This window comes from Streptomyces sp. CNH189 (assembly GCF_000527195.1).
Genome location: NZ_AZUS01000005.1, coordinates 286,859 through 311,117, shown reverse-complemented (window position 1 = coordinate 311,117; position 24,259 = coordinate 286,859). Strand labels below are relative to the sequence as shown.

General features: G+C 70.8%; 21 protein-coding genes, 1 tRNA gene and 6 pseudogenes. 12 read left to right on the top strand and 16 right to left on the bottom strand.

Annotated features, from left to right (window positions below; translation table 11 throughout):
- On the top strand, positions 1-691 hold a 691-nt coding region (locus B100_RS0110110; protein ID WP_024884320.1), incomplete at its 5' end, for a helix-turn-helix domain-containing protein.
- Between the two features lie 143 nt (positions 692-834).
- Here the strand turns inward: B100_RS0110110 and B100_RS36410 are convergent.
- On the bottom strand, positions 835-1,011 hold the full coding sequence (locus B100_RS36410; protein WP_093544669.1) for a hypothetical protein: 177 nt from the start codon (positions 1,009-1,011) through the stop codon (positions 835-837).
- 43 nt (positions 1,012-1,054) lie between these two features.
- Between B100_RS36410 and B100_RS0110100 the strand changes: the two genes are divergently transcribed.
- Complete coding sequence (locus B100_RS0110100; RefSeq protein WP_024884319.1) at positions 1,055-2,083, top strand: P1 family peptidase; 1,029 nt, start codon at positions 1,055-1,057, stop codon at positions 2,081-2,083.
- Positions 2,084-2,355: 272 nt separating this feature from the next.
- Positions 2,356-3,102 (top strand): DUF6227 family protein, encoded by a 747-nt coding sequence (locus tag B100_RS0110095; protein WP_024884318.1) that lies wholly within the window; start codon positions 2,356-2,358, stop codon positions 3,100-3,102.
- A 79-nt stretch (positions 3,103-3,181) separates the two neighbouring features.
- On the opposite strand, the gene B100_RS0110090 is transcribed toward B100_RS0110095, so the two are convergent.
- Entirely contained in the window at positions 3,182-3,487 is a 306-nt protein-coding gene (locus B100_RS0110090) for a hypothetical protein (RefSeq protein WP_024884317.1), read from the bottom strand.
- A 109-nt stretch (positions 3,488-3,596) separates the two neighbouring features.
- Positions 3,597-4,142: pseudogene (locus B100_RS0110085) on the bottom strand (fructose-specific PTS transporter subunit EIIC); the annotation flags it as partial.
- 81 nt (positions 4,143-4,223) lie between these two features.
- On the opposite strand from B100_RS0110085, the gene B100_RS0110075 reads away from it, so the two are divergent.
- Both B100_RS0110075 and B100_RS0110070 read left to right on the top strand, forming a co-directional pair.
- Positions 4,224-5,777, top strand: a complete 1,554-nt coding sequence (locus B100_RS0110075; protein ID WP_024884315.1) for a recombinase family protein — start codon at positions 4,224-4,226, stop codon at positions 5,775-5,777.
- Positions 5,778-6,204: 427 nt separating this feature from the next.
- Positions 6,205-6,594 (top strand): hypothetical protein, encoded by a 390-nt coding sequence (locus B100_RS0110070; protein WP_024884314.1) that lies wholly within the window; start codon positions 6,205-6,207, stop codon positions 6,592-6,594.
- Positions 6,595-6,959: 365 nt separating this feature from the next.
- Here the strand turns inward: B100_RS0110070 and B100_RS0110065 are convergent.
- The 4 genes and pseudogenes from B100_RS0110065 to B100_RS0110050 form a co-directional block, all read right to left on the bottom strand.
- A pseudogene (locus B100_RS0110065) lies at positions 6,960-7,425 on the bottom strand (PTS sugar transporter subunit IIA); the annotation flags it as partial.
- 103 nt (positions 7,426-7,528) lie between these two features.
- Positions 7,529-8,479 (bottom strand): 1-phosphofructokinase, encoded by a 951-nt coding sequence (gene pfkB, locus B100_RS0110060; RefSeq protein WP_024884312.1) that lies wholly within the window; start codon positions 8,477-8,479, stop codon positions 7,529-7,531.
- The gene (locus B100_RS0110055) at positions 8,476-9,237 is read right to left on the bottom strand and encodes a DeoR/GlpR family DNA-binding transcription regulator (protein WP_024884311.1); all 762 of its coding nucleotides are present in this window, start codon (positions 9,235-9,237) and stop codon (positions 8,476-8,478) included. Before B100_RS0110055 ends, pfkB begins: the two co-directional genes overlap by 4 nt.
- Positions 9,238-9,657: 420 nt before the next feature.
- Complete coding sequence (locus tag B100_RS0110050) at positions 9,658-11,205, bottom strand: MFS transporter (RefSeq protein WP_024884310.1); 1,548 nt, start codon at positions 11,203-11,205, stop codon at positions 9,658-9,660.
- A gap of 63 nt (positions 11,206-11,268) precedes the next feature.
- Here B100_RS0110050 and B100_RS0110045 point away from each other — a divergent pair, with 63 nt between their 5' ends.
- On the top strand, positions 11,269-12,240 hold the full coding sequence (locus B100_RS0110045; RefSeq protein ID WP_024884309.1) for a helix-turn-helix transcriptional regulator: 972 nt from the start codon (positions 11,269-11,271) through the stop codon (positions 12,238-12,240).
- A 206-nt stretch (positions 12,241-12,446) separates the two neighbouring features.
- Here the strand turns inward: B100_RS0110045 and B100_RS0110040 are convergent, their stop codons facing one another.
- Positions 12,447-13,154: a helix-turn-helix domain-containing protein gene (locus tag B100_RS0110040; RefSeq protein WP_024884308.1), complete on the bottom strand. Its 708-nt coding sequence runs from the start codon at positions 13,152-13,154 to the stop codon at positions 12,447-12,449.
- A 411-nt stretch (positions 13,155-13,565) separates the two neighbouring features.
- Entirely contained in the window at positions 13,566-14,564 is a 999-nt protein-coding gene (locus tag B100_RS0110035) for a sigma-70 family RNA polymerase sigma factor (protein WP_024884307.1), read from the bottom strand.
- 194 nt (positions 14,565-14,758) lie between these two features.
- On the opposite strand from B100_RS0110035, the gene B100_RS0110030 reads away from it, so the two are divergent.
- Positions 14,759-15,277, top strand: coding sequence for a GNAT family N-acetyltransferase (locus tag B100_RS0110030; RefSeq protein WP_024884306.1), 519 nt, complete (start codon positions 14,759-14,761; stop codon positions 15,275-15,277).
- A gap of 49 nt (positions 15,278-15,326) precedes the next feature.
- Here B100_RS0110030 and B100_RS0110025 read toward each other — a convergent pair whose 3' ends face one another.
- Positions 15,327-16,112 (bottom strand): DODA-type extradiol aromatic ring-opening family dioxygenase, encoded by a 786-nt coding sequence (locus B100_RS0110025; protein WP_024884305.1) that lies wholly within the window; start codon positions 16,110-16,112, stop codon positions 15,327-15,329.
- Between the two features lie 157 nt (positions 16,113-16,269).
- Between B100_RS0110025 and B100_RS0110020 the strand changes: the two genes are divergently transcribed.
- The gene (locus B100_RS0110020) at positions 16,270-16,788 is read left to right on the top strand and encodes a MarR family winged helix-turn-helix transcriptional regulator (RefSeq protein ID WP_024884304.1); all 519 of its coding nucleotides are present in this window, start codon (positions 16,270-16,272) and stop codon (positions 16,786-16,788) included.
- A gap of 97 nt (positions 16,789-16,885) precedes the next feature.
- On the opposite strand, the gene B100_RS0110015 is transcribed toward B100_RS0110020, so the two are convergent.
- Together B100_RS0110015 and B100_RS0110010 are read right to left on the bottom strand one after the other, a co-directional pair.
- A complete protein-coding gene (locus B100_RS0110015) occupies positions 16,886-18,442 on the bottom strand; it encodes an MFS transporter (RefSeq protein WP_024884303.1) in 1,557 nt (518 codons plus the stop codon).
- Positions 18,443-18,621: 179 nt separating this feature from the next.
- Positions 18,622-19,263, bottom strand: a complete 642-nt coding sequence (locus B100_RS0110010; RefSeq protein WP_024884302.1) for a TetR/AcrR family transcriptional regulator — start codon at positions 19,261-19,263, stop codon at positions 18,622-18,624.
- Between the two features lie 374 nt (positions 19,264-19,637).
- Between B100_RS0110010 and B100_RS0110005 the strand changes: the two genes are divergently transcribed.
- The 3 genes from B100_RS0110005 to B100_RS0109995 all read left to right on the top strand — a co-directional run bounded on the left by B100_RS0110005 (position 19,638) and on the right by B100_RS0109995 (position 22,159).
- Positions 19,638-20,930 (top strand): M6 family metalloprotease domain-containing protein, encoded by a 1,293-nt coding sequence (locus B100_RS0110005; protein WP_024884301.1) that lies wholly within the window; start codon positions 19,638-19,640, stop codon positions 20,928-20,930.
- A gap of 134 nt (positions 20,931-21,064) precedes the next feature.
- A complete protein-coding gene (locus B100_RS0110000) occupies positions 21,065-21,874 on the top strand; it encodes an SAM-dependent methyltransferase (RefSeq protein WP_106966978.1) in 810 nt (269 codons plus the stop codon).
- Between the two features lie 212 nt (positions 21,875-22,086).
- Positions 22,087-22,159 (top strand) — tRNA-Arg (locus B100_RS0109995).
- A gap of 109 nt (positions 22,160-22,268) precedes the next feature.
- Here B100_RS0109995 and B100_RS36405 read toward each other — a convergent pair.
- The 3 pseudogenes from B100_RS36405 to B100_RS37565 all read right to left on the bottom strand — a co-directional run.
- A pseudogene (locus B100_RS36405) lies at positions 22,269-22,601 on the bottom strand (tyrosine-type recombinase/integrase); the annotation flags it as partial.
- Positions 22,599-22,826 (bottom strand): annotated as a pseudogene (locus B100_RS36400) (SCO3933 family regulatory protein); the annotation flags it as partial. The pseudogenes B100_RS36405 and B100_RS36400, both read right to left, overlap by 3 nt.
- Before the next feature lie 401 nt (positions 22,827-23,227).
- Positions 23,228-23,446 (bottom strand): annotated as a pseudogene (locus tag B100_RS37565) (integrase); the annotation flags it as partial.
- Positions 23,447-23,488: 42 nt separating this feature from the next.
- On the opposite strand from B100_RS37565, the gene B100_RS35405 reads away from it, so the two are divergent.
- Positions 23,489-23,668, top strand: coding sequence for a hypothetical protein (locus tag B100_RS35405; protein ID WP_486585617.1), 180 nt, complete (start codon positions 23,489-23,491; stop codon positions 23,666-23,668).
- Positions 23,669-24,015: 347 nt separating this feature from the next.
- Here the strand turns inward: B100_RS35405 and B100_RS37560 are convergent.
- Positions 24,016-24,184 (bottom strand): annotated as a pseudogene (locus tag B100_RS37560) (VapC toxin family PIN domain ribonuclease); the annotation flags it as partial.
- Positions 24,185-24,259 lie beyond the last annotated feature (75 nt).

Here is a 24,259-nt window from a genome sequence, read left to right as displayed (position 1 = left end):
CCTGGTGGCGCAAAGAGGCCGTGAATGCCTGCTGAGGCCGGGCGAGTTCGCCGTCTACGAGTCGATCGCACCGTACACACTCCTCTTCGAGGAGGGGGTGGACCACCACTTCCTGCGCTTCCCGCGTTCGGCGCTCGCGCTGCCCGACCGGCTGCTGCGGGACACCGGCGCNCTCGCCCTGGGACCCGGCAACCCCGTCGCCCGTATCGCCTTCGACTACTTCTCCCGGCTCGCGACGGACGACGCGCTGCACCAGGGCACGCCCGCCGAGGCCGTCGTCGAACCGAGCGTCGAACTCCTTCGTGCCGTCCTGACCTCCCAGCGCGGTGAGACGGACCGGGCCCGCGAGCCGATGGAGGCGACACTGAGCCTGCGGATCACCCGGTACATCCGCGAACACCTGGCGGACCGCGACCTGTCGGCGGCCCGGATCGCCGCCGCGCACAGCATCTCCGTACGGCACCTCTACGCCGTGCTCTCCCGATCGGGCATCAGCCTCGGCGACCATGTCCGCGCACGACGCCTGGCCGAGTGCAGACGGGAACTCGCCGGGCCGCACGGCAGGCTGCGGACCATCGCCGCGACAGGCCGGCGGTGGGGCTTCGTGGACGCGACCCACTTCAGCAAGGTCTTCAAGCGCGCGTACGGGATGTCGCCCCGCGCCTGGCGCGACCTGCACCACCCGCGCTGAGCACCCGGTTCCGGCAGGGGCTCCGGCCCAGTCACGCGGCCCGGTCGCCGGACGGCGGGCACCGCCCGCACGCACGGCGCCCGCCACCACCGTCGGGTGCCGCGGCCTCGCGGTTCGTCACGGGGCCGGAGGTGTCCGCCCGGTCAGATGTGATGGGGCGGCTTCTCGTCGAGGAAGCGCTTCAGGTCGGCGGCGCTGTCGCCGGACGGACGCTCGCCCCATCCACGGTCCGTGTCGTCGGAGGACTGCTGGTCCAGCGGGTCGTCGAAGACCAGCGCGGGCTTGGGCTCGCGCGGCCGGGGCTCGGGGGCGGTACTCATGTGTCCAGGGTACGGCCGGGCCCGTCGGGGCAAGACTGGCCGCATGAACGCTGATGCTCTGACGGATGTGGCCGGCCTGCGCGTGGGACACGCGACGCGGACCGGTGACGGATGGCTCACCGGAACCACGGTGGTGCTGGCACCCGAGGGCGGGGCGGTCGCCGCGGTGGACGTGCGCGGCGGCGGTCCCGGGACGAAGGAGACCGACGCGCTCGATCCGCGCAACCTGGTGCAGCGGGTGGAGGCGGTCGTCCTCACCGGGGGCAGCGCCTACGGGCTGGACGCGGCGTCCGGGGTGATGGCGTGGCTGGAGGAGCGGGGCCGCGGGGTGCGGGTCGGGCCGGAGCCGACGCACGTGGTGCCGGTGGTGCCGGCGGCCTGCGTCTTCGACCTGGGCCGCGGCGGTGACTTCCGGGCCCGGCCGGACGCAGCCCTCGGCCGCGAGGCGGTCGAGGCAGCCGCCGCGACCGACCTCGGCGCCCCGGTGCCGCAGGGCTGTGTGGGAGCCGGGACGGGTGCCGTGCTGGGCCAGGTGAAGGGCGGGGTCGGTTCGGCGAGCCAGGTGCTGCCGTCCGGCGTGACGGTGGCCGCCCTGGTGGTGGCCAACGCGGTGGGATCAGCGGTGGACCCGGAGACGGGGGTGCCGTACGGGGAGTTCTTCGAGGGCCGGCCTCGGCTGCCGGAGCCGGAGGTGCACAAGGCGGCGCTGCGGCGGCTGGCGGAGACGGCCGAGCGCAACGCCCCTCCCCCGATGAACACCACGCTGGCCGTGGTCGCCACGGACGCCGGCCTGACCAGGGCGCAGGCGCAGAAAATGGCGGGCACCGCGCACGACGGCATCGCGCGGGCCGTCCGCCCGGTGCATCTGCTGAACGACGGCGACACCGTCTTCACCCTGGCCACGGGCACCCGTGCGCTGGATGCCGCGGACCCGCTCGCCCTGAACGAGGTACTCGCGGCGGGCGCGGACCTGGTGACCCGGGCGATCGTCCGCGCGGTGCGCGCCGCCGACCCGGTGGACGGCCCCGGCGGCGCGTGGCCGTCGTACGGGGAGCTGTACGGGGGGCGTTGAGGGGGACGGGAGGGGTGGGGAGGGGGAGGGAGGGGGGCGGGGCCCCCGGCGTGCGGGAACCCGTCGCGCAACGGCTCGCCTCCCCGCCCGGGCACACCGCGAAGTATCGTTTGACCAGCAACAACTCACACCCGGGCGGGCCATGTCGGGAACTTTTCGTGTGGTCCGCTCGTCCTTCGGGCATACGTTTTCCCGGTTCCCGGGCATGATGTCCGACCGAGGGGCTACGGTATGCACCCACAAGGTGACATGCAGCAACGCCGGGAGAAACCTTGAGCGTTCCGTACGAGACGGCAGCGTGCGAACCACCTGACTCGTCCGAATCCCCGGAGGAGCATCTCGCGCGCCTCCTGGGCCGTGCCCTGAACTCCTTCGAGCTGCCGGACGACACGGTCCGCCGGCTGGACTGCGCGCTGGCGCACGACGGTTCCCTGCATTCGGCGCATCACAGCGCGGGGTTGCACCGGGAGACGTACCGGCACACCTGGCTGCTGGCCGACGGTTCGGCGCTCACGCTGTGGGAGCTGGTGCACAACACGGCCCCGGGCAGCGAGCCGCAGCACGAGGTGTACGTGGACGAGGAGGAGCTGCGTACGGCGACGGCGCGGCTGCCGTTGCCGCCGGAGACCCCGGATTTCGAACTGCCGGTGACGGCGGCGGCGTTCCCGGCCCCCGCGCTGCGGCATGTGTACATACCGGACGATTCCCCGGACCACGCCCGCCGCTTACTGCGCCGGGCGGAGAACACGGACCGGCCGGACGACGAGACGGCGGCGCTGCTGGCCGCGGCGTGCGCGCACCGCATCACCCAGGCGTTCGGCAGCCCGTCCCGGGCCGGGCGCGCGGCGTTGTGCTTCTCGCTCTACGAGCACGCGTTCCTGCTGGGTGACGGTGGGGAGGTCTCCCTGTGGGAGGTCGAGCACACGGTGACGCCGGACGGGCGGCACATGTGCGAGGTGTACGCCAGCGAGGACGCGGCGCGCCGCGCGATGGAACGCCGGGCCGCGCAGGGCCGTTGACTCGCGCGCGGGGCGCGGAGTCACGAACGCCCAGGTCCGCGGAGGATGACGAGTCACGGGCGCCGAGCCCGCGGAGGGGCTAGTCCCCTTCGGCGAGGCGTCGTACCAGGACGGCGAAGGCGTCACGCTCCGCCTCCGTGAGTCGTACCGTCTCCGCGCGGGGGCCGGCGGCCCGCTGGCGGGGGATGGTGGGGGTGGTGTGATGGGTGTGGGCGCCGTGATGGGTGTGGGGCGCGGTGGTGCCGGCCCCGGAGTGGTCCCGCGTGCGCCTGCGGATCCGTACGCGCCGCCGCAGGGCGTCGGCGAGGCCTGCCGCGCAGGCCACGGCCACCAGGGCGAGGACGGTGGCACCCGTCGTCCGCGAGAGGGTCTCGTGCTCAGCCATGCGCCCCAGTACACACCACGGTCCGGGGCCCTGTACCCCGGACCGTGACGATCGTGATCTATATCGCACTAGGCATGAACTGCCCACACACCCCCAAACGGACGCATCGTCACAACGGCTGCGCGGCGACCGCTTCCTTGCTGAGCGCCGGTGCCGTCGTGGCCTGCTCGCTCGTCGCCGGGCCGACGGGGGCTGTGTGGCGGAGTCCCTTGAGGACGATCACCAGGGCGGTCGTGACGCAGACACCCGCGGCGATGGCGACGAGGTAGAGGAGCGGGTTGCCGATCAGCGGCACCACGAAGATGCCGCCGTGGGGTGCGCGCAAGGTGGCGCCGAACGCCATCGACAGGGCGCCGGTGAGCGCGCCGCCTGCCATCGAGGCGGGGATCACGCGCAGGAGGTCGGCGGCGGCGAACGGGATGGCTCCCTCGGAGATGAAGGAGGCGCCGAGGACCCAGGCGGCCTTGCCGTTCTCGCGTTCGGCGCGGTTGAACAGCCGGCCGCGCACGGTGGTGGCCAGGGCCATCGCCAGGGGCGGCACCATGCCGGCCGCCATGACGGCGGCCATGACCTTCATCGCCGAGTCGCTGGGGCTCGCGACGGCGATGCCGGCGGTGGCGAAGGCGTAGGCGACCTTGTTGACAGATCCGTCTAGGTACTCTCGAAGCACATCATGCGAAAGAGGGCGGAGAGAGTGACGCGAAACAGCACCCTGAGCAGCGCGGATGAACGTACGATGACCTCCGGACGGGCGACCGATGGGGAGGGGTACGTGTACCAGCTAGGTGCTTATCTACGGATCAGCGATGACGACAAGGACCCGGAGACGGGTGAGCTGTCGCGTGCGGGCGTCACCCGGCAACTGAGGGACTGCCGCCCCGTGGCGGCCGACCTGGGCGGGGCCATCGTCAAGGTTTACGACGACAACGACACCACCGCCTCTAATCCCCACGTTAAGCGCAAGGACTTTGAGCAGCTGATCAAAGACCTTGAAAAGGGCGTCATTGACGGCTTCGTTTTCTATCACGCCGACCGCGTAGCCCGTCAGGCTTACGACGCTGCCCGCGTCTGCCAGATATACGAGCGCAACAACAAGTTGGTCGGCAGGGCCGCTAGCGGCGGAACGGACCTCAGCACTACTGAGGGACGCGCCATGTTTGTTATGCAGGCCGTTATGGGCGGCGTGGAAGCCGCTTCTACGCGCCGCCGTAAGACCACGGCAAACCGGCACAAGGCTCAGGACGGAAAGGACCACGTTGGCCGCATCCCCTGGGGCTGGGACCGTGACGGTAAGTTGGTGCAGCCGTTCGCCGATCTGAGGGCTAAGGGAATTGAAATGGTGGCGGACGGCGCCACCATCACTGAGGTAATAAGGTTTTGGACCGAGAAGGGGATTGCCGGCGCGACCGGCAAGCCGGTACTTTATAAGACGGCCATGCTAAGGCTCACGCATCCCCGTAACGCCGGTTTCCGCGCTTACGCCCCCACGGATGAACGGCGAGGTAAGGCCACTCCGTGGGGCCCTGACATTCTCTTGTATGACGACAACGGCAGCCCCGTTGTAGGTGATTGGGAACCCCTCGTTACGCCGGAGGTGTACTGGCGGGCCATTCACCGACTGGAGAAGATCAGGGAAGAGGCTAAGGCGAGCGGTGCCACTGGCGGCACCCGACCGGGACACAGGACGCATTTGCTTTCCGGCCTACTGCGGTGCGGCATGTGCGGAACCCGAATGGTGGCTTCGGCCCGCACCATTAGACGTAAGGACGGCTCTAGCTTTAAGTCTCCGTTCTACCGGTGCCCCACGACTAACAATGGCTGCGGGAAGATCACGCGCTCCTCTGCGGTACTAGAAGAGCATGTAGAAGACCTGGCTCTAGAGGCCCTTAAGCGCATTGCTGGGCGGACTAGCTCCGAGGGGCTTAAGGAGACTCGGGCCGTAGAGGCCGCTGAGGCCCGTCTGAGGGAGATTGGCGAAGAGATTAAGGAGGTGATGGAGCGGCGCAAGCCGGACGCGCCTAAGCGAATCTCCGCCAGCGTCGCTATGGACATGATCTCTGAACTTGAGGACGAGCGAGGAAAGCTCCAATACGACGTGCGGGCCCTTTCAACGAAGGTTGCCGATATCAGAGGCCGGACGCCGGACCTCATCAAAGAATGGAAGGGCTTCACGACCGACCGTAAGCGGCTGGAGCTGACTAAGTTGGTTAAGGCCATCATCGTTGAGAAGGCCCCCAGGGGGCGGCATTTCGACCCTGATTCTGTGGACGTCGTTTGGCAGGACGTCTAAGTAAGCCCAAACACGAGAAGAGGCCCCGCACACCCTGATTGGGTGCGGGGCCTCTTCTCGTAGTCTTCCGGGACAAGTCCCCAGCGTCTCAGCATGTCGACTCGGAATTCATCACCGAAATCCGGCATCTTAGCCAACTGGCGGTCTATCCAGGCTTGCGACTGTGGACTTCTGCCGGAGCCCCCATTGTGGCTCACGCTTCCTTATTCAATCGGTAACTCAATGCCGAAGGACTCCGTTCGTCAGGTCACGACTATTGGAGTCAGCCTGCCCCCGGCGCCCTGGCGGTTCCAAAGGTCGAGCCGTCCCATTAGCACGGCACGCATGGCGGAATCCAACGCGTGTAAACGTGGCGGGTCGGAACCGTGTAAACGGGCCCGGCCGGCGGTCCTTGAAACCGCCACCCCTGACGGGTTAGGACTAAGCCATGAACACGATCGCCCAAGCCGAGGCCGTGAAGCTTCCCGCTCTCGAAGGGCAGACCAACCCTCAGGTTGGCTCCCTCTATCTGTGGGAGGACTTCACCGACGCTCATCACATCCTTTTCGAATACCATGCGGGACGACTCGGGATCGTTCCGGGCCCTTATGCCGTCTTACAACGAGTATTGTGCGCTGGTCTCCGAGGTGTTCCGCAGGATGGCGGATTCACCGTCCCTCCGGAGATATCCGGGAAGTATATTGACGCTCTTAAGGGGCAGTCGACTTTCCTGCGCGGCCTCCGGGCCGGCAGTGCTATTCCCTTCACGTCTGCCGTCTTCTCGATTCCTCAGCTTGTTTCCTCGACCGGCGCCGATTACGTCGCCGAGGGAGAGTAGATCTCCCGAGGGTCAGATGGTTTGGGGTGAGGTCAAGTTCGGGGCGAAGAAGACTGGTGAGGTGCAGTGGGCGAGCACTGAAGTGCTCGAAGACTCCGCCGTTGACCAGCGGCAGGCGATCGCCAATAACCTTCGGTCCCTGCCCCGTACACGGCCCCTCGCGAATCGGCGAGCTTCGCAGCGACCTTCACGGCCCTTTCCAGGGCTTCCCCTGGCGGGACCGGCGGAGGCCGCCGCCGGTCCCGTCACGGAGTCCTCGGAGCCGGCGCCCGCACCCTCCGCGCCCTCACGCTCAGCGCCCGCCCCCTCCGCGCCTTCCGTACGCTCAGCGCCCGCCCCCTCCGCGCCTTCCGTACGCTCAGCGCCCGCACGCTCCGCGCTCGCCCTCGTCTCCTCCCCCCGGATCAGCGCCGCCGCGGTCTCCGCGTCGGTCGCCGAGCGGAGGGCGTCGGTGAACTCGGTGTTCATGAGGCGGCGGGCGAGTGCGGAAAGGATCGTGAGGTGGGCGTCGTCCGCGCCGGCCGGGGCGGCGATGAGGAAGATCAGGTCGGCGGGCCCGTCGGCGGCGCCGAAGTCGATCCCGGCGGTGCTGCGGCCGAAGGCGAGGGTGGGCTCGGTGACGTGTTCGCTGCGGCAGTGCGGGATGCCGATGCCGCCGTCGAGGCCGGTGGGCATCTGGGCCTCCCGGGCGGCGACGTCGGCCAGGAAGCCCTCCAGGTCGGTCACCCGGCCGTGGGCCACCATGCGCCCGGCGAGGGCGCGTGTCGCCGTTTGCTTGGTGTCGGCGGACAGGTCGAGGTCGACCAGGTCCGCGGTGATCGTGTCGCTCATCGCGGGCTCCTTCGCACGCGTATCGCCCGTGCTGCGGGGTGGGCGGGGGTGGGGACGAGAGGGGGACGGGGGAGCTCGGGAACGTCGGCGGGGGCCGAGGGGGTCATGAGGCCGCCGCTCCGGTCAGCGGACGGTCGACGGGCACGTCGGTGGTGACCGTCACGGCGCCCGGGTCGAGGTCGGCCGGGGAGGGCATGACGCTGCCCGGCAGGCGTACGGCCGCCGCTCCGTGGGCGACGGCGGAGGCGAGCGCCGTCGGTCCGCGTCCGCCGGCGACGAGGAACCCGGCGAGCGAGGAGTCGCCGGCGCCGACGTTGCTGCGGACGGCGTCCACGGGGGCGGTGCCGTACCAGGCGCCGTGGTCGTCGACGAGGAGCTGTCCGTCGGCGCCGAGGCTGGCGAGGACGGCGCGGGCGCCGGTCTCGCGCAGGTCCTCGGCGGCTTTCAGGGCGTCGCCGACGGTGGCGAGGGGGCGTCCTACGGCTTCGGCGAGTTCCTCGGCGTTGGGCTTGACGACGTCCGGGTGTTCGCGCAGGGCGGCGAGCAGCGCGGGGCCGGAGGTGTCGAGGGCGATGCGCAGGCGGGCGGCGTGCACCCGGGCGACGAGTTCGGCGTACCAGGAGGGGGCGAGGCCGCGGGGGAGGCTGCCGCAGCACACGATCCAGTCGGCGCCCAGGGCGTGGCGGCGGACGGTGTCGAGGAGGAGTTCCTGTTCGGCGGGGGTGAGTTCGGGGCCGGGGGCGTTGATCTTCGTGAGGACGCCGTCCGCCTCGGCGAGGGCGATGTTGGAGCGGGTGGCGCCGGTGACGGGGACCGGGGCGACCTGGATGCCCTGGGCGTCGAGCAGGTCGGCGACCAGGGCGCCGGGTGCGCCGCCGAGCGGCAGGACGGCCACGGTGCGGTGGCCGGCGGCGGCCACGGCGCGGGAGACGTTGACGCCCTTGCCGCCGGGGTCGACGCGTTCGCCGGTGGCGCGGACGACCTCGCCCCGGTCCAGGGACGGCACCTCGTAGGTGCGGTCCAGGGACGGGTTGGGGGTGATGGTGACGATCATGCGCGCACCACTTCCGTGCCGGCGTTCTCGATGGCGGTGGCGTCCTGCGGGCTCAGTCCGGTGTCGGTGATCAGCAGGTCGACGTCGTCGAGGCCGCCGAAGCGGGCGAAGTGTTCCTGGCCGTGCTTGGAGGAGTCGGCGAGCAGCACGACCCGTCGGGCGGCTGCCATCGCGGCGCGTTTCACGGCGGCCTCGGCGAGGTCGGGGGTGGTGAGCCCGTGTGCGGCGGAGAAGCCGTTGGCGGCGAGGAACAGCACGTCCGCGCGGATCTCGGCGTAGGCGCGCAGGGCCCAGGCGTCGACGGCGGCGCGCGTGCGGTGCCGTACCCGCCCGCCGACGAGGTGCAGCTGGATGCCGGGGTGGTCGGCCAGGCGGGCGGCGATGGGCAGGCTGTGGGTGACGACGGTGAGGGAGAGGTCCGGGGTGAGGGAGCCGGTGAGCCGTGCGGCGGTGGAACCGGCGTCGACGATCATCGTGCCGTCGGCGGGGACCTCCGCGAGGGCGGCCCGGGCGATGCGGTCCTTCTCGTCGGCGGCGGTGGTCTCCCGTTCGGCGAGGTCGGGTTCGAAGTCGAGCCGTCCGGCGGGGATGGCGCCGCCGTGGACGCGGCGGACCAGGCCGGCCCGGTCCAGGGTCTTGAGGTCCCGGCGGATGGTCTCGGCGGTCACCTGGAACTCCTCGGCCAGCGAGACCACGTCCACGCGTCCGCTGTCGCGGGCGAGGCGCAGGATCTCCTGCTGCCGTTCCGGTGCGTACATGTCCGCCTGCCTCCCGGTTCCGTCCGTGCCGTCGGGCTCCGAACGCCGTCGACGCCCCGACGCCATCGGTGTCCGAACGTGTGATTTCGCTGGGAGGCTACGACGGGATATCCGAAAAGTAAACACCCGAGGTCATCATACGGGCATGATCGGGCTTCTGTTTGTGTCCGTTTCCCGTCTCGGTCGGACACCGCTCACGAGTCCCGCACCACCAGCGGCTCCCGCACTCCGCGCCCCGCACCACCCCCCGGGTCCCGCACCACCCACGGGTCCCGCACCACCCACGGTTCTGACACCACCCGCCCGACACACCGAAGGCCCGGCACTCCCCGAGTACCGGGCCTTCCGGGCTCCCCGGGCCTTCCGGGCTCCCCGGGCCTCCCGGGTCTCCCGTGCGTCCCGTACGTCCCGTGCGTCCCGTCAGGGCACCAGCTCCGCCTTCTTCTCCCGCGCCTCCCCCGTCACCGGCGTCCCCTCCGCGTCGGCGCCCTCCACGTGCTGCGCCGGACGCTTGGGCAGCGCGTACATCAGCAGGAAGATGACGACCAGCACTCCGGCCACCCAGCCCAGCGCGTGGGTGAAGCCGTCGACGAAGGCCCGGCCCGCCTCGGCCGGCGTGGCCCGGTCCGTGAGCCGGTCGTCGATCACGCCGAAGAACACCACCGACACCAGGCCGAGGCCCAGCGCGTGCCCCATCTGCTGCACGGTGTTGATGAGTCCGGACGCCGACCCGGCGTGCTCGCGCGGCACCTCGGACAGCACCGCGTCCGTCAGCGGCGCCACGATCAGGCCCATGCCGGCGCCCATGACGACCAGCGGGAGCACCATCTGCCAGGAGGTGATGCCGACGCCGTACCGCTCGGCCTGCAGCAGGTAGATCAGCACGCCGGCCGCCATCACCAGGGCGCCCGCCTGGAGCACCTTGCGTCCGAAGCGCGGCACCAGCAGTTGCACCGACATCCCGGCCGCCGCCGACACCGCGACGGAGAACGGCACCCCGGTCAGGCCGGCCCGCAGTGCGCTCCAGCCCAGGCCGACCTGCATGTACAGCGTCCAGACCAGGAAGAACACGCCGAGGCCGACGCCGAACACCGTCTGCACGGCGATGCCCGCCGCGAAGCTCTTCACGCGGAACAGCGACAGCTCGATCAGCGGGGAGCCGTCCCGGGCGCCCTTGGCCCGCTCGTACGCCACCAGCGCCGCGAACACCGCGACCGCGCCGGCCATCGACACGTACCCCCACACCGGCCAGCCCAGCTCACGGCCGCGGGTGAGCGGGTAGAGCAGCATGAGCAGGGCCAGGGTGACCAGGGCGACGCCCGCGAGGTCGAGTTTCAGGGCGCGCGGCGCCTTCGACTCGGTGATGAAGCGGCTGCCGAGGACCAGGGCGGCGATACCGACCGGCAGGTTGATCAGGAAGATGGGCCGCCACTCGAGGCCGAACAGGTTCCACTCGGTCAGCAGCGCGCCGAGCAGCGGTCCGGACACCGCGCCCAGGCCGACGATCGCGCCGAACAGGCCGAACACCTTGCCGCGTTCGTGCGCGGGGAAGGTCGCGTGGACGATGGACAGCACCTGCGGCACCATCAGCGCGGCCATGACTCCCTGCAGGATGCGGGAGGCGACGAGCATCTCGGGGTTCACGGCGAAGCCGCACAGGGCCGAGGCGAGGGTGAAGCCGCCGATGCCGAGGAGGAAGATCCGCTTGCGGCCGTGGATGTCGCCGAGCCGCCCGCCGGTGACCAGTCCGGCGGCGAAGGCGAGCGCGTAACCGGCGGTGATCCACTGGATCTGGCTGAAGGTGGCGCCCTCGTCGCGCTGGATCGAGGGGACGGCGATGTTGACGATGGTGACGTCGACGAGGTCCATGAACGCGGCGGTCATCACGATGGCCAGGGCGAACCAGCGGCGGCGGTCGCCCGCGGCGGCCTGCGGCGCCGGCGCCTGTGAGGTGTCGGTGGAGTGCATGTCCCGAAACCTATGAGGCGAGTAGGTCAGATCGCGTCCTAGTGGTGGGGCATCCTCGTTCCCATGACGACGGACACCCCGGCTCGGCTGCTGCAGCTCCTGTCCCTCCTCCAGACGCCCCGCGAATGGCCCGGCGGCGAGCTCGCCGACCGGCTCCGGGTCTCCCGGCGCACGGTCCGGCGGGACGTCGAGCGGCTGCGGGACCTCGGCTATCCCGTGCAGGCGACGATGGGTTCGGACGGCGGCTACCGTCTCGTCGCCGGGAAGGCGATGCCGCCGCTGGTGCTGGACGACGAGGAGGCGGTGGCCATCGCCGTCGGGCTGCGGGCCGGCGCCGGGCACGCGCTGGAGGGCGTGGACGAGGCGTCGGTGCGGGCGCTGGCGAAGCTGGAGCAGGTGCTGCCGGGCAGGCTGCGCCACCGCGTCAGCACCCTCCAGGCCGCGACCACCCCGCTGACCAGCGGTGACGGGGCGACCATCGCTCCGGAGACGCTCACGGTCATGGCGTCCACGGTGGCCGGGCACGAGCGGCTGCGGTTCGCCTACCGGGCGGCCGACGGCACCGAATCACGACGTCTGACGGAGCCGTACCGACTGGTGTCGACGGGACGGCGCTGGTACCTGGTGGCGTACGACCTCGACCGCGAGGACTGGCGCACCTTCCGCGTCGACCGGGTGAGCGACCCCTTCGCGACCGGGGCCCGGTTCGCGCCGAGGGAGCTGCCGACGGGGAACGCCGCGGAGTACCTGCGCCGCTCCATGTACCGGGCGCAGGAGTCGTACGACGTCGTCGTCACCTTCGCCGCGCCCGCGGCGACGGTGGCCGCGCGGCTGCCGCACTGGATGGGCGCGCCCGAGGCGCTGGACGAGGGGAGTTGCCGGCTGCGGGCGACGGTGAGCGATCCCAAGGACTGGTTGGCGGTGCGCCTGGCCATGCTGGGGTACGACTTCACGGTGCGGGAGCCGGCGGAACTCGTGGAGGCGGTGCGCGTGTTGGGCGACCGGCTGACGCGGGCGGCGGGCGACGACGGGTGAACGGCGGACGGCGGAGGTACGGCCGAGGGGCGGGCGAACGGCCGAGGGGAGTGAACGGCCGAGGCGGGTACACGGCCGACGGCGGTGGACGACCAACGACGGGTGTACAGCCGACCGCGGGTGAACGGCTGACGCTCAGCCGCCGCTCGGCGCCGCCGAACGACCAACGACGGGTGTACAGCCGACCGCGGGTGAACCACGGACGCTCAGCCGTCGGTCGGCGCCGCCTCGTCCCACGGGAAGTCCCGTAGCGCGGCGAGGTTGGCCGCCGCCAGTTCCGCCGGGCCCTCGGGGCCTTCGGCCGGGCCCTCGCCGGCCGCCCAGCTCTCCATGGCCGTGCGGACGGCCGCGCTCGCGACGGCCGCGGCGAAGTGCAGCCGGCTGCGGGCGGCAACGTTGTCCGGTCGCGGGGTGTCGTCGCCGGTCAGCCGCCACGCCAGCGCCTCGGCCAGGTCCCGTTCGCCGGTCCGGCAGGCCTCCGCCCACACCCGGCCCAGTGCGGGGTGGTCGGCGGCGAGCCGGATCAGGGTGCGTACCCAGTTCCAGGACTCCTCCGCCACGCCGAGGCCCGGTGTGAGGGTGTGCCGGGCGGTCTCCTCGAGTACCTGGGGCAGCGGTGTCCCGGCGGGTGCGGCGCGCACGGCGTCCACCCAGCGCCGGGCGCCGGTGGCGTAGAGGGGGCCGATGGCCTCTTCCTTGGTGGCGAAGTAGCGGTAGAAGGTGCGCGGGGCGACGCTGGCCGCCTGGGCGATGTCCTCGGCGCGGGTGGCCCGCAGGCCCTGCCGGACGAAGAGGGCGGCCGCCGTGCGGGCGATGTGCGTCCGGGTCCGCGCCTTGCGCCGCTCGGTCAACGAGCCGTCGGCCGTGGGGTCTTCGGGGAACGGTGACGGGGGCGTCGGGGTGGCACTGCTCACGTTCGGCAGGCTATGCCCATGTGGCACAATCTGCCATCTGGCGGGCCACCCCGGGGTTCAGGTTCGGGGTGGCCCGCTGTGCGCACGGCGGGAAAGGCCGCGCCCGGCGCCCGGGGGACGGCAGGAAAAAGCCGGGTCCGGCGCCCGGGGGGACAGGCGCCGGACCCGGCCTGGGAAGTCCCGGCGCCGGGGGGGTTGTGCGTCGGGACGTGGCATACGGGTCGACCGGGGCTTCAGGCCCCGGGGGCCGAACTGCTGGGTTCGCAAGTTTTGTTCCCTGGCCCCGGCGGGTTGAAGCGGCGGGGTACGGCCATGTTTGCGCGGTCTTTCGCCACCCGGCGCACGCGGCCCTGCGCTCTCACGCGAGAGCGCGGGACCCGGCCGCCCCGCCGGGCGACGGCGGACCTCACGTCACGCCGCCGCGTCGAACCCGGTGCTGCGGGCCAGCTTCTTCAGCTCCAGCAGCGCGTGCTTCTCGATCTGGCGGATGCGCTCGCGCGTCAGGCCGTGTTCCTTGCCGACCTCCGTCAGGGTGCGCTCCCGGCCGTCCTCGATGCCGTAGCGCATCTTGATGATGGAGGCCGTGCGCTGGTCGAGGCGGCCGATCAGGTCGTCCAGCTCCTCGCTGCGCAGCAGCGTCATCACGGACTGCTCCGGCGACACCGCGGAGGTGTCCTCCAGGAGGTCGCCGAACTGGGTCTCGCCCTCGTCGTCCACCGACATGTTCAGCGACACCGGGTCGCGGGCCCAGTCGAGCACGTCGGTGACGCGCTCCGGGGTGGAGCCGAGCTCGGCGGCGATCTCCGCGGGCTCCGCGTCACGGCCGTGCTCGCGGTTGAACTCGCGCTGCACGCGCCGGATGCGGCCCAGCTCCTCCACCAGGTGGACGGGCAGCCGGATGGTGCGCGACTGGTCGGCTATCGACCGGGTGATGGCCTGACGGATCCACCAGGTGGCGTACGTGGAGAACTTGAAGCCCTTGCGGTAGTCGAACTTCTCCACCGCGCGCACCAGGCCGGCGTTGCCCTCCTGGATCAGGTCGAGCAGCGGCAGGCCGCTGCGCGGGTAGCGGCGGGCGACGGCGACGACCAGCCGGAGGTTGGAGCGGATGAAGATGTCCTTCGCCCGCTCGCTGTCGTCGACCAGGGCCTGGAGCTCCTCGGGGGTGGCCCCGACCTTGTTCTCCTCGGCGCCGTCGAGGATCTGTCGTGCGAACACACCCGCTTCGATGATCTGGGACAGCTCGACTTCCTTGGCGGCGTCGAGCAGAGGCGTGCGCGCGATCTCGTCGAGGTACATGCCGACCAGGTCGCGGTCGGCGATCTCGCCGCCATGGGCGCGAACACTGCTTGCCGAGTCGACCGTCTCGCCGGAGGCGGACTGACGACGGGCGACGGCACGGGTTGCCATGCGTGCTCCCTTGCGATGATGAGGTCAGCGGGTGGTCCTGCGGACACTCGGCACGGTCTTCAGGGTCTCTTCCGGACTCTGGTCGGGTGCCCGCATCCGTAGGAAACAACGACTGGAATCCGGACAGAATTCCCAACCCGCCCCCCGATTTTTCTGATCATGCAGTACCCTGTCCGGCCACGCGGGGAGGTGCGATGCCGTCCGATCAGGCGGAGGTGCAGGTCAGGCCGGGGACCGAGGCGGACCTCGGGGCCCTCACCGAGCTCTACAACCACTACGTACGTGAGACGGCCGTCACGTTCGACATCACTCCGTTCACTCCGGCGGAGCGACGCCCCTGGCTGCTCTCCCACCCTGTAGACGGCCCCCACCGCCTGATGGTTGCCACGGCGGCGGACACCGGCCGTGTCCTGGGGTACGCCTCGTCGAGCCCCTTCCGCCCGAAGCCCGCCTACGTGACCTCCGTGGAGACGACGGTGTACGTCGCCCCGGACCTCGGCCGGCGCGGCATCGGCAGCCTGCTCTACCAGGCGCTCTTCGACGCCCTGGCCGGCGAGGGTCTGCACCGCGCCTACGCGGGCGTCGCCCAGCCGAACGCCGCGTCGACGCGCCTGCACGAGCGCTTCGGCTTCCGGCACGTCGGCACGTACCGGGAGGTGGGCCACAAGTTCGGCCGCTGGTGGGACGTGGCCTGGTACGAGAAGGAGCTGTGATCCCGAACGCCGTGGCCGCCGGGGTCACGGTGCGTGCCGGGGTCGCGTCTCAGCCGAACTGCACGGACCGTTTGGCCAGCCCCATCCAGAACCCGTCGATCACGGACTTCTGTTCCCCGAGCTCGCCGGCCGCGTCCGCGGCGCCCAGGGTGACGAAGAGCGGGGCGAAGTGCTCGGTGCGCGGGTGGGCGAGCCGGCCCGCCGGGGACTTGCGGAGGAAGTCCAGCAGCGCGTCCACGTCCCGGGCCGCGAGGGCCTCCCTGCCCCACGCGTCGAACTCCGCCGACCAGGCGGGGATGCCGCCCTGGCGCAGCGCGGCGAGGTTGTGGGTGAAGAACCCGGAGCCGACGATCAGCACGCCCTCGTCGCGCAGCGGCGCGAGCCGGCGCCCGATCTCCATCAGCTTCACGGGGTCGAGGGTCGGCATGGACACCTGGAGCACGGGGATGTCGGCGTCGGGGTACATCTCGACGAGCGGGACGTAGGCCCCGTGGTCCAGGCCCCGGTCGGGGACGTCCTGGACGGGCATGCCGGGGGCACGCAGCAGCTTGCGCACGGATGCGGCGAGCTGCGGGGCGCCGGGGGCTCCGTAGGTGACCTGGTAGTAGTGCTCCGGGAAGCCCCAGAAGTCGTGGACGAGGGGGACCGTCCCGGTGGCGCCGAGGGCGAGGGGGGCTTCCTCCCAGTGCGCCGAGACGACGAGGATCGCCTTGGGGCGGGGCAGGCCCGCCGACCAGGCGGCGAGCTCGCCGGGCCAGACCGGGTCGTCGGCCAGGGGCGGGGCGCCGTGGCTGAGGTAGAGCGCCGGCATGCGCTCCTGAGTGGCGGTGGTCATGACGGCGACTCCTTCCTTCGGTGCGCGCGGCGCGTTCGGTGTGCGCCGCCTCCGGTCCGTGTGCCTTTCCGGCTGTCTACTTGAAGTCTCAACTTCTACGGAAGACTGTACGCCTCATTTGTTTAATCTTCAAGGAGAGCGTCTTACAGTGGAGTACATGAACACGGCACCCGCATCATCGGCAGCCGCCGGGGAGCCCCGCTGGCTCACCGACGAGGAACAGCGCGTCTGGCGTGCGTACGTCGACGCCACCACGCTCCTGGAGGACCACCTCGACCGTCAGCTCCAGCGGGACGCGGGCATGCCGCACGTCTACTACGGCCTGCTGGTCAAGCTCGCCGAGGCACCCCGCCGGCGGCTGCGGATGACGGAGCTGGCGAAGGACGCCAAGATCACCCGCTCCCGGCTGTCGCACGCCGTGGCCCGTCTGGAGAAGAACGGCTGGGTGCGCCGAGAGGACTGCCCCTCCGACAAGCGCGGCCAGTTCGCCGTGCTGACCGACGAGGGCATGGAGGTGCTGCGCACACACGCGCCCGGCCACGTCGAGGCTGTACGGCAGGCGGTCTTCGACCGGCTCACCCCGGAACAGCAGAAGTCCCTCGGCGAGATCATGAAGATCGTCGCCGAGGGACTTCAGCCGAGCGAAGCGGGTGCGGACCTGCCCTGGCTCCGCTGACGCCGCGGGAGCCGGGGCAGGTCCGGGGAGCCCGTACGGAGGAGGCGTCCCCTTCCTCTCCCGTACGGGTGGTACCGGGAGGTGGGCAGGCGGTCCGTCAGTGCATGGCGACCGGCACGGCCACCTCGTCCTCGACGGAGGCGTCGGAGGACCCGGCGACCGCCGTGCCGCCCGGACGGCCCGCGTTGATCAGGGTCAGGGCGATGGCCGCGGCCGCCACCAGGATCCCGACGGCGAACCAGATGGCGCTGGTGTAGCCCTGCACCTGGCCCTGGAGCTGGACCAGCTGCTGCTGGGACCGGCTCGTGGCACCGCCGATGTGGTCGGCGACGTAGGCGGTGGTGGCCGAGGCGGCGATCGTGTTCAGCAGGGCCGTACCGATCGCGCCGCCGACCTGCTGCGAGGTGTTGACCATCGCGGAGGCGACACCGGAGTCACGCGGTTCGACGCCCATGGTGGCCAGCGACATGGCCGGCATGAACGCCGTACCCATACCGAGGCCGAGCAGCAGCATGCCCGGCAGCAGCACCGCCGCGTACGAGGTGCCGATCTCCAGCTGGGTCAGCAGCAGCATGCCGAGCGCGGCGACCAGGAAGCCCGGACCCATCAGCAGACGGGGGGCGACCCGGGTCATCAGCCGGGCGCCGATCTGCGTGGACCCCGTGATCATGCCCGCGATCATCGGCAGGAAGGCGAAGCCGGTCCTGACCGGCGAGTACCCCTTCACGACCTGCAGGTAGTAGGTGAGGAAGAGGAACAGGCCGAACATCGCGATGATCGCCAGGCCCAGCGAGAGGTAGACACCGCCGCGGTTGCGCTCGGTGACCACGCGCAGCGGCAGCAGCGGCGCCTTGACCCGCGCCTCGACGGCCACGAACGCCACGAGCAGCACGGCCGAGGCGACGAACATGGCGATCGTCAGGGTGTCGCTCCAGCCCGCCGACTCGGCGCGGGTGAAGCCGTAGACCAGGGCGACCAGGCCCAGGGTGGACAGAATCACGCCGGGGACGTCGAGCGAGGAGCGGTTGCGGCCGCCCGCGGGCTCGCGGATGACGAAGTACGCGCCGGCCGCGGCGATCACGGCGAAGGGGATGTTCACGAAGAACGTCCAGCGCCAGTTCAGGTACTCGGTGAGGAAGCCGCCGAGGATCAGGCCCACGGCACCACCACCACCGGCGATCGCGCCGTAGATGCCGAACGCCTTGGCGCGCTCCTTGCCGTCGGTGAACATCACCGCCAGCAGCGACAGCGCGGCGGGCGCGAGCAGCGCGCCGAACGCGCCCTGCAGCGCGCGGGCGCCGAACATCATGGCCTCGTTGGTCGCGGCGCCGCCGAGCGCGGACGCCAGCGCGAAGCCGCCCAGACCGACCACGAAGGCCCGCTTGCGCCCCCACAGGTCGGCGATGCGGCCGCCGAACAGCAGCAGACCACCGAAGGCCAGCGCGTAGGCGGTGACGACCCACTGGCGGTTGCCGTCCGAGATGCCCAGGTCCTGCTGCGCGGAGGGCAGGGCGATGTTCACGATGGTGGCGTCCAGAACGACCATCAGCTGGGCGATCGCGATGAAGGCGAGCGCTTTCCAGCGGTTGGCGTCCGGACCGCCCGCACCGGGGCGGCTCGGGGCCTTCCCGGCCGAGGAGACTGTTTCAGACATGGGGGTACCCACTTCGGTACTTGTGACGGAATTCGATCGTGTGTAACGAAAAATCGGGCGTGCTCAGGTAACCGGCCGCGCTCCGATACCGGCGCGTCCTCGTCGACGGCCGTCGGCGTCATGGCCCGTGATCAGGACGGGCGGCCTGAAAGGTGTGCGGTGGTGGTGTCAGGGGTCGCTCAGCGGCGCAAGTCCTCCACGGTCACGGCCGAACCCGGCAGGACGGACCGGGCGGGCGCCCGCATGCCGTCCAGGAACAGCTGGAGATGGCGGTGGACGAAGCGGTCGGCGCTCCCACAGCCGGTACCGGCCGGGGGCCGGCTCAGCTGCGCGACGCCCACCAGCAGATCGCCGTACTCCACGTCGTCCCGCAGCCGGCCGGCCGCCCGGGCACGGTCCATCAGCTGAACGGCGAGGCTCTCGACGCGCCGGCGCGCATCCTCCAGGTCGGGGTGGCTCTGGTCGAAGGTGCTGGAGATCATCGGGCAGAGCGCGCTGATCCGCTCGTCGGCGGCCGCGTGCGCGAAGCGCTCCAGCGCCTCGAAGGCGTCCCCGGTCTCGCTGAGCGCCTGCTCGGCCGCCCGGACCGTACGGTCCATGACGGAGCAGACGACCTCGCGCACGAGCGAGGCGCGGTCGGGGAAGTTGCGGTACACCGTGGCGTTGCCGACGCCGGCCCGGCGGGCGATCTCGTCGAACGGCACCTCGGGGCCGAACTCGACGAACATCTCCCGGGCGGCGGTGACGATCCGCTCCCGGTTACGCAGGGCGTCGGCGCGCGGCCGGGGCGCCTTGCGCGTCAGGGGGGTCGCGGTCTGCACGGTGCACTCCTCGGGTTGACTCTGTGCGCAGGCTGTTCTCGGCCTGCTGTCTGCTGTCTGCTGTGTTGCTGTGGTGTCCGCGCTTCTGCTGTTGTCCGCGGTTCTGCTGTTGTCCGCGGTTCTGCTGGGTCTCGCTGTGTCCTGACGGATCCGGGGAGTGTGTCCCCGGATCGTGCGGACACAGGCGTAAACGGGGAAGGGATCCCCGGTTATTTCCCGCACGAGACTTTTCTCATGTGACCCACATCACAAAATTGCGGTCAGTGAGCCCCACGATCGGACCTCCCAGCGAGCGCACCCCCATCCGGTGACCCAGGGTGATCGAGAGGGTGCAGTCGGAGACGGCGGCTGCCGTGCGGAGCGGAGGTCCCCCCATGCAGCCGCAGCCGAGCCGACGCCGGATATCCCCGCGCCGCCTGGCAGCCCTGGCGTCCGTCGGCGCCCTCACCCTCGCGGTCTGCAGCTCCGCCGGCAACGGCCACCTCTCCCCCGCGACCACCGCCCCCGGCGCCGGCCCGAGCGCCCTGTCCCACAGCTCCGCGCACGGCCCCTGCATGATCGGCAGCGAGCGCGAGGTCCAGATGTCCGAGGGCGTGCCCACCACTCCCGGCTACACCCGCTCCACCGGCACGGTCCGCGCCCTCACCCTGATGATCGACTTCTCCGACGCACCCGGCGAGGGCGACGCCCTGGACCGCTACCGGGAGTTCTTCCCGCAGACCCGCGAGTGGTTCGTCACCAGCTCCTACGGCCGCCTCGACTACCGCCCCGAACTGCCCGTCCCCGACTGGCTCCGCATGCCCAAGTCCTTCCGCCAGTACGGCATAGAGCGCGGCGCCCCCTTCGACCCCGGCTACCGGGAACTGATCCGCGACATCGTGTCCGAGGCCGACGGCGAGGTGGACTTCCAGTCGTACGACCTGGTCAACGTGCTGGTCACCCCCAACGCCGGCCCCGCCGCCCTGGACACCGTCCTGTCCGTCACCTTCGCCGGCAACGACGAGGCCCCGACCGCGGACGGCACCCCCGTCTCCAACGCGTCCTTCGTCTACTCCCGCCAGGACGACGGCTCCGGCTCCTACGACCGCACCGGCTACCGCGTACTGCCCCACGAGAACGGCCACGTCTTCGGCCTGCCCGACCTCTACACCGCCGAGGGCGGCGGCGCGGTCGGCCACTGGGACATCATGAGCGAGGACTGGGGCGCCAACAACGACTTCCTCGCCTGGCACAAGTGGAAGCTGGGCTGGCTGGACACGACCCAGGTGAGCTGCGTGGCACGGCACGGCTCACGGGAGTACGTCCTGACGCCGCTGGCCCGGGCGGGCGGCCCCAAGCTCGTCTTCATCCCCCTCGACGCCCACTCCGGCTACGCGGTCGAACTGCGCACCCGCGCCGGGAACGACGAGGCGGTGTGCCGCCCCGGCATCCTCATCTATCGCGTCGACGCCGACGTGGACACCGGCATGGGACCGGTCACCGTCCACGACGCCACCCGGGACAGCGGCGGCTGCACCCGGGCACCCAACGTGCACGCGGAGCTCTCGGACGCGACCTTCACACCGGGCCAGAACTTCGTGGACCGCGAGGAGGGCGTACGGGTGGCGGTGCTGACGGGGGGCGAGGACGAGTACCGGATACGGGTGACGCGTACGTCGGCGCGGTGAGGGTGTGCGGTGAGGTCGTGCGGGGTGGCTCGGGGGCCGGCCGGGGTGTCCGGGGTGGCCCCCTCCTTCAACTCCTCGCGTTAGGTTGCTCCTTGACCGCCGCTCGCTGAGCTTTGGAGGACCTTGTGACGGAGATGTCCGCGGCATCGCTCGAGGCACGCAAGCGCATCAGAACCGACCAGCCGCACACCGCCCGCATCTGGAACTACTGGCTGGGTGGCAAGGACAACTACCCGGTCGACCAGGCGACCGGCGACCAGATCCGCGAGCTGCACCCCGGCATCGGCGACTACGCCCTCGCCGACCGGCAGTTCCTCGGCCGCGCCGTGCGGTACCTCGCCGGCGAGTGCGGGATCCGCCAGTTCCTCGACATCGGCACCGGACTGCCCACCGCCGACAACACCCACGAGGTGGCGCAGCGGATCGCCCCGGACTCCACCGTCGTCTACGTCGACAACGACCCCATCGTGCTGGCCCACGCCGAGGCCCTGCTCACCAGCACGCCGGAGGGCAGCACGTCGTACCTCGACGAGGACCTGCGCAACATCGGCGCCATCCTCGAACAGGCCGCGAAGACCATCGACTTCAGCCGGCCCGTGGCCCTCATCCTGCTCGGCGTGGTCATCTTCGTCGAGAAGGACGAGGAGGCGTACGGCACCGTGCGCCGCCTGATGGACGCCCTGCCGTCGGGCAGCCACCTGGTCCTCTCCCACACGATCACCCGCCCGGACATGCCGGACGTGGACGCGGCGGTCGCCTTCTGGAACGAGAACGGCACCCCGAAGCTGACGCAGCGGACACCGGAAGCGGTGACCCGCTTCTTCGACGGCCTGGACCTCCTGGAGCCGGGGGTGGTCTCCTGCAACCACTGGCGCCCGGAGGACCCCGCCGCGGACCTCCCGGCAGAGGTGGCGATGTTCGGCGGGGTGGGGCGGAAGGGGTGAGGCTGGGGGCGGGGGCGGGGGGTGAGCTGAGGGGGCGCCCCGCTGAGTCTCTCCCTCCCCCGGTTGCCCGCCCCCTCCCGGGATTCCTGCCCCTGGTCTCCTCCCCGTCCAGCGACCGCCCCAGCTGCGATCCGGTACCCTGTGGATCGAGCGCCCCGGCGGGTGCTGCGGCCACGCGAGCCGGCCCGCAGCCGCCGACCAGGACGCTCAACGCCTTCGTAGCTCAGGGGATAGAGCACCGCTCTCCTAAAGCGGGTGTCGCAGGTTCGAATCCTGCCGGGGGCACAGAGCAAAGGGCCAGCTCAGGAGGGGTTCTCCTCCCAGGCTGGCCCTTCGTCGTGTTCGAGGCCGTGCCACACCCGTGCCACTAGAGTCCACACGGAGTCCACATCCTCTAGCCGGAGGCTCCTCCCCCGCCGTCGCGGATCATGGCCCCGAGCCGGTCGGCGATGGCCCTGTCCCGGTTGCTGATCATGTGCTGGTAGATCAGCGCGGCCCGCGAGCTGCTGTGCCCCATCCGCGTCATCAGCTTCCGCGTGCTGGCCCCGGCCGTGGAGGCCAGCGTGTTGCCCGTGTGCCGAAGATCGTGGAAGTGCAGCCCGGCCGTGATACCCGCAGCCTTGCGGGCCTTTACCCAGTCGTCCCGGAAGTTGCTGCGCCGCAGCTGCCCGCCCTGGGGGCCGACGAAGACGTGCCCGTCGCGGCCGGGAGCGGCGACGTGCTCGACCGGCGCACCCATGACCAGACCCTGGCCGATGCCCTTCTCGGGCACGGTGACCTTGATCATGTCCGAGCCGGCCTGGGCAATGAACACCAGCTCGAAGACCATGAGCCGGTCGTTGGTGACCGAGTCCACGGCCACCTCACCGGTCTGCCGGTCCCTCGCCTTGACCTGGGGCAGCTTCGTGACCAGCAGAGTGGCGGACGAGGTGTCCACGGGGATGACACGCATTCTATGAAAATCACTTGATCGGGCGTCCGTCCGTCACGGACACCGAGCCATTGAATGCCCCCTAGACAGCACGGGGAGGAACCCGCCCCAACTGTCCAGGGCGGATACGAAACCAGGCGTGCGGTGTACGCCAGGAAGTATGGCCGGTGATGAAGGGGGCACCTGACTTCAGTGCAACGAGAAGACGCTTCCTAGTGCACCGCTGACTGGCTGAGGAGTCGCAGTGAAGGAATCAGCACACGCCGCCATCACCCTGTCGTACAAAGGGATGGGCGTACTGCCTCTCTGGGTGGTGGTCGTGGGGTTGGTGCTGCTCTGCGTCTGGATGTTCACGGTTTGGCGTCGTCGCAATCGGTCATAACGCCGGGCGGGCAAGAAGGAGGCAGTGAGGCCAAACGCGCTTACGACAGCACCCAGTACAGGACAGTCGCGTCATCGTGCGCCTTGCCGCGCGGCCAGCGCCGGCCGTCGGGGTCCCCGGCCTCTGCTTCTCGAACCTGCCGGATCAACTCATCCGGCCCCGACGAGCTGAGAACGTCCAACACCCGTACCCAGTCGGCGAGGTCAAAGCTGTCGACGAGACGGAGGGCTGGGCGACTCCGGAGGGCCACGCCCACGAGGAGGAACGCACCCCTCCGCCCTTCACCCTCGCCGGGGAGCCCGTGGCACGCGGGGCCGAGGGCACCGTACGAGTACTGCGCGCCTTCCGGGCCACGATGGAGCGCGGAGAGCCACCGCTGGTACCGGTACGGCCCGCCGTGGCCGCGTCGCTGGTCGGTGTGGCCGGCGCGGAGTCCCTGGCCAACGGTTCGAGATCGGGCGGCGAGTGTCTGACTGCGTGACGACGCCTGCGGACAGCAGCGGACAAGCACCGACGCCCGCGAACCATCGCCGCAGGTGAAAAGCGCACGCGCCGCAGGTCGAGCCCCCGCCCAAGTGGCTTCGGGACGAAGGGTCGTTCCGTTAGGGTGCGCCGCATGACCGACGACTCCCCGACCTGTCCAGGGTGCAGCCAGCACATGAAGTCCGGCGGCTTCGTTCTCGTCAAGCAGGAGGACGATGGCCGGCGGACCTGCCGGACACTGTGGAGGTGTATCGGTCGGCACGTCTGGTGGCGCCGGGCCGACCGGCCGGAGGAGCCGTTGGAGTCTTGCCCGGTGCCCGAGCTGTTCCGGTGACATCCAATGCCGCGTTGCGCCACGCCGAGCCTGCGGGCGCGTTCGGCGTGCTCGTCATAACTGCCCTGTTCGTCGTTGCGACGGACCTCGCACGGACCGGCGGACAATTCAGCCAGGATGGGCGGTGATCGCCATTTCGTCCGGTAGCTCCTCGGGTGCCACCCAGCGGTGCAGAACCATGATGTTGGTGTCGAGGAGGCCCTGCTGATGCGTCGAGCGGTCAACGGTTGGTGTCGAGGAGGCCCTGCTGATGCG

Bases quoted from the DNA above. Each gene is read 5' to 3' on its own strand.
- B100_RS36410 (WP_093544669.1), bottom strand. From the start codon at position 1,011: ATGAGTACCGCCCCCGAGCCCCGGCCGCGCGAGCCCAAGCCCGCGCTG.
- B100_RS0110100 (WP_024884319.1), top strand. From the start codon at position 1,055: ATGAACGCTGATGCTCTGACGGATGTGGCCGGCCTGCGCGTGGGACAC.
- B100_RS0110090 (WP_024884317.1), bottom strand. From the start codon at position 3,487: ATGGCTGAGCACGAGACCCTCTCGCGGACGACGGGTGCCACCGTCCTC.
- B100_RS0110075 (WP_024884315.1), top strand. From the start codon at position 4,224: ATGACCTCCGGACGGGCGACCGATGGGGAGGGGTACGTGTACCAGCTA.
- B100_RS0110070 (WP_024884314.1), top strand. From the start codon at position 6,205: ATGAACACGATCGCCCAAGCCGAGGCCGTGAAGCTTCCCGCTCTCGAA.
- pfkB (WP_024884312.1), bottom strand. From the start codon at position 8,479: ATGATCGTCACCATCACCCCCAACCCGTCCCTGGACCGCACCTACGAG.
- B100_RS0110055 (WP_024884311.1), bottom strand. From the start codon at position 9,237: ATGTACGCACCGGAACGGCAGCAGGAGATCCTGCGCCTCGCCCGCGAC.
- B100_RS0110050 (WP_024884310.1), bottom strand. From the start codon at position 11,205: ATGCACTCCACCGACACCTCACAGGCGCCGGCGCCGCAGGCCGCCGCG.
- B100_RS0110045 (WP_024884309.1), top strand. From the start codon at position 11,269: ATGACGACGGACACCCCGGCTCGGCTGCTGCAGCTCCTGTCCCTCCTC.
- B100_RS0110035 (WP_024884307.1), bottom strand. From the start codon at position 14,564: ATGGCAACCCGTGCCGTCGCCCGTCGTCAGTCCGCCTCCGGCGAGACG.
- B100_RS0110030 (WP_024884306.1), top strand. From the start codon at position 14,759: ATGCCGTCCGATCAGGCGGAGGTGCAGGTCAGGCCGGGGACCGAGGCG.
- B100_RS0110025 (WP_024884305.1), bottom strand. From the start codon at position 16,112: ATGACCACCGCCACTCAGGAGCGCATGCCGGCGCTCTACCTCAGCCAC.
- B100_RS0110020 (WP_024884304.1), top strand. From the start codon at position 16,270: ATGAACACGGCACCCGCATCATCGGCAGCCGCCGGGGAGCCCCGCTGG.
- B100_RS0110015 (WP_024884303.1), bottom strand. From the start codon at position 18,442: ATGTCTGAAACAGTCTCCTCGGCCGGGAAGGCCCCGAGCCGCCCCGGT.
- B100_RS0110005 (WP_024884301.1), top strand. From the start codon at position 19,638: ATGCAGCCGCAGCCGAGCCGACGCCGGATATCCCCGCGCCGCCTGGCA.
- B100_RS0110000 (WP_106966978.1), top strand. From the start codon at position 21,065: ATGTCCGCGGCATCGCTCGAGGCACGCAAGCGCATCAGAACCGACCAG.